This window comes from Arthrobacter sp. CAL618 (genome assembly GCF_000468215.1).
In the GTDB taxonomy this organism is placed as follows: domain Bacteria; phylum Actinomycetota; class Actinomycetes; order Actinomycetales; family Micrococcaceae; genus Arthrobacter_D.
In genome coordinates, this window is the sequence record NZ_ASZW01000208.1 from 2063 (window position 1) to 5554 (window position 3492).

Genomic DNA, 3492 nt, shown 5'->3' on the forward strand with positions numbered 1-3492 from the left:
CGCCGGCCGTCACCGCGGTGATGGTGCCGCCGTCGTCGGCCTCGATGCGGACGCGCGGCTGGATTCCGCGGCCAGCGACCCAGGCCTGCTCGCACCAGAAGGTGATCACAGCAGGTCCTCCAGTACGTCGGCGAGCGCGCTGGCGGCAAGGTTTGCATCGGTGTCCTCAACGAACTCTTCCGGCGAGTGGCTGATGCCCGTCGGGTTTCGGATGTAGACCATGCCGGAGGGTACGTAGCCGGCCAGGACGCCGGCGTCGTGGCCCGCGCCGGTCGGCAGGGCGGGCACCTGGTGCTCGGAGGTGGTGCAGCGGAGGGAGTTCTGGAGCTGGCGTTGCAGGGGCGCGTCGAAGTGGACGGTGCTGCTGAAGGATTCCTCGGTGAGGGTGACCGAGCAGCCTTCGAAGGCTGCGGCCTTCTGAGCCTGGCCATGGATGGATTCCACCAGCGCCGCGGTCACCGAGTCGTCGGGGTGGCGGACGTCGAGCCAGAGGTCGACGCGGGAGGCGATGACGTTGGTCCCGCCCGGCACCGGCTGCAGGCGCCCGACCGTGGCACGCGCGTCGTCCTGGCTGGCGGCGGTCCGGCGGATAGCGAGCACGATCTGCGCGGCGACGACCATCGGATCGGCGCGGTCGGCCATCAGGGTGGTGCCGGCGTGGTTGCCCTGACCCTGGACGGTGAGCCGCCAGCGCCCGTGGCCGAGGATGGACGAGCCGACGCCGACCGGGGAGTCCAGGTCGATCAAGGCCCTGCCCTGTTCGACATGGAGTTCAATGAAGTCGCCGATGGTCCGCAGCGCTTCCTCATCGCGCCCGAGGTGTTTCGGGTCCAGCCCATTGGCGCGGCTGACGTCGGCGAAAGTGTTGCCTGCCGGGTCCTTGAGGTTCCGCACCCGGTCGGCGTCGATGGCACCGGTGAGCAGGCGCGACCCCAGACACGCTACGCCGAACCGGGAGCCTTCCTCTTCGGGGAAAACGGTCACGGCGAGGCCGCGCCGGGGTTCGACGCCGCGTTCCTTCAGTACGTCGACGGCGGCCAGGGCTGCGGCGACACCGAGTGGCCCGTCGAACGCTCCGCCCCCGGGCACCGAGTCCAGATGGCTGCCGGTGACCAGCGCGCCGGTGCGGTCACCCGATTCGGCGTCCCACCAGCCCCACAGGATCCCATTGCGGTCGGTGCTGACCTCAAGACCGAGTTTCGTGGCTTCGGCGGTGAACCATTCGCGCAACTCCAGTTCGGCCGAGGAGAACACCGGCCGTGAATACCCGCCCCGAACGGAGTCGCGTCCGACGTCGGAAATGGCTCCGAGCATGTCACTTACGGTAGTCATAAAAACCTCTCCAGGGCCTGCGGACAGAAGTGCCGGGCCGGTTGATTGTCAGTCTGCCATGGGGATCCGGACCCCACGTTCCGCTGCGACGTCGGACGCGCGCTGATATCCAGCGTCGACGTGGCGGATGACGCCCATGCCGGGATCGTTGGTCAGCAGCCGTTCCAGCTTCTCCGCAGCCAGTGGGGTACCGTCCGCCACCGATACCTGCCCGGCGTGAATGGAACGCCCGATGCCGACCCCGCCGCCGTGGTGGATGGAGACCCAGGTGGCTCCCGAGGACGTGTTCAGGAGCGCGTTGAGGAGCGGCCAGTCGGCGACGGCGTCGGACCCGTCGGCCATGGCCTCGGTCTCCCGGTAGGGTGACGCCACCGACCCGGAGTCGAGGTGGTCGCGCCCGATCACGATGGGCGCGGATACCCTGCCGTCGGCGACCAGCTGGTTGAACAGCAGCCCGGCTTTGGCGCGGTCGCCGTAGCCGAGCCAGCAGATCCGTGCCGGCAGGCCTTCGAACTCGACCAGGTCCCCGGCGGCGTCGAGCCAGCGGTGCAGGTGCTCGTTCCCGGGGAACAGCTCCTTCAGCGCGGCATCGGTAACGGCAATATCGGCGGGATCGCCGGAGAGCGCCACCCAGCGGAACGGCCCCATTCCCTCGCAGAACAAGGGCCGGATGTAGGCGGGGACAAAGCCGGGGAACTCGAAGGCCCGCGCGTAGCCGCCCTGGCGGGCCTCGTCGCGGATGGAGTTGCCGTAATCGAAGACTTCGGCGCCGGCGTCCTGGAAGCCGACCATCGCCTCGACATGGTGAGCCATTGAGGTCTGCGCCTTTTTGGTGAACCCGTCGGGATCACCCTTCGCCTCCCGGTCCCACTCTTCGGTTGACATGCCCTCCGGCAGGTAGCTCAGCGGATCGTGCGCCGACGTCTGGTCGGTGACAATGTCGATGGTGAGCTTCCCGGCCAGGTGGCGGCGCAGCAGTTCGGGGAAGACTTCGGCGGCATTCCCGACGACCCCGACCGACAGTGCGCGTTTCTCCTCTTTGGCTGCCAGCACTTGGCGCAGGCCGTCTTCCAGATCGGTGGCGACGACGTCGAGGTAGCGTTTGGCGGCGCGGCGCTCAAGGCGGGACCGGTCGACGTCAACAATCAGCACCGCTCCGCCGTTCAAGGTGACCGCGAGCGGCTGGGCGCCGCCCATGCCACCGCACCCGGCGGTCAGGGTCAGCGTGCCAGCGAGGGTGGCGGTCGGGGACTTGCCCAGTTTGCGGGCGACTGCGGCGAAGGTCTCGTAGGTGCCCTGCAGGATGCCCTGGGTACCGATGTAGATCCACGATCCGGCGGTCATCTGCCCGTACATCATCAGGCCCTCGGCTTCGAGCTTCCGGAATTCGGGCCAGGTGGCCCAGTCCCCCACCAGGTTGGAGTTGGCCAGCAGGACGCGTGGGGCCCACGTGTTGGTGCGGAAGATACCGACGGGCTTGCCGGACTGCACCAGGAGTGTCTCGTCGTCTTCGAGGTCCTCGAGGGATCGGACGATGGCGTCGTAGGCTTCCCAGCTGCGTGCGGCACGGCCGGTGCCGCCGTAGACCACCAGGTCCTCGGGGCGTTCGGCGACTTCGGGGTCCAGGTTGTTCATGAGCATGCGCAGGGGCGCCTCGGTCTGCCAGCTCTTGGCGGTGAGGGTGGTGCCCCGCGCCGCGCGGATGGAACGGGTTGGGTCGTGCTGAGTGAACGACTTGCTCATGCGGATTCTCCCTGAATTTCGGTGTCTCCCGGATGGGTGCCGCCGGGAGCGGGGGTGTTGGTGGTGGACGTGTTGAGGATGCTGCGGGCTTCGGCTGCGACCAGTTCGCCGAGGGTGACGGCCTGTTGCTCGCTGATGCGGTAACTGGGAACCACCACGCTGAGCGAGGCGGCGATCCGGTCACCGATCATCACCGGGGCGGCGACAGCGGTGACGTCGGGTTCGATACCGTTGCGGACCACGACGTAGCCGCATGACGGAGCCTCCCCGGCGAGGACCTTGCCGGCGGCGGTCCCGGTCAGGGGAATGCGACGACCCACCCAGCTGGTGTGTCGGACCGAGTGGGTTCCCTCGCGCACGGCAATGTAGATGCCGTGGCCGTCATCGGCTGGGACGTTCAGGTAGGCGGACTCCCCC

At 68.4% G+C, this 3492-nt stretch carries 4 protein-coding genes (1 of these 4 running past the window's edge); all 4 read right to left on the minus strand.

Annotation, left to right across the window (positions count from 1 at the left end):
• Positions 1-109, minus strand: a 109-nt coding sequence (locus K728_RS23270; protein ID WP_443110979.1) for a hypothetical protein, incomplete at its 3' end; no start/stop codon positions are given.
• A complete protein-coding gene (locus K728_RS0112495) occupies positions 106-1332 on the minus strand; it encodes an allantoate amidohydrolase (RefSeq protein ID WP_024476925.1) in 1227 nt (408 codons plus the stop codon). The genes K728_RS23270 and K728_RS0112495, both read right to left, overlap by 4 nt.
• 48 nt (positions 1333-1380) lie before the next feature.
• Positions 1381-3075, minus strand: coding sequence for a urocanate hydratase (gene hutU, locus K728_RS0112500; RefSeq protein ID WP_024476926.1), 1695 nt, complete (start codon positions 3073-3075; stop codon positions 1381-1383).
• A protein-coding gene (locus K728_RS0112505; protein WP_443110976.1) for an IclR family transcriptional regulator crosses the window boundary here: on the minus strand, positions 3072-3492 show its 3' portion. 323 nt of this gene lie beyond the right edge of the window; 421 of the gene's 744 nt are visible here — the last part of the coding sequence; its start codon lies beyond the right edge, outside the window; its stop codon occupies positions 3072-3074. The genes hutU and K728_RS0112505 overlap by 4 nt, the downstream gene beginning before the upstream one ends.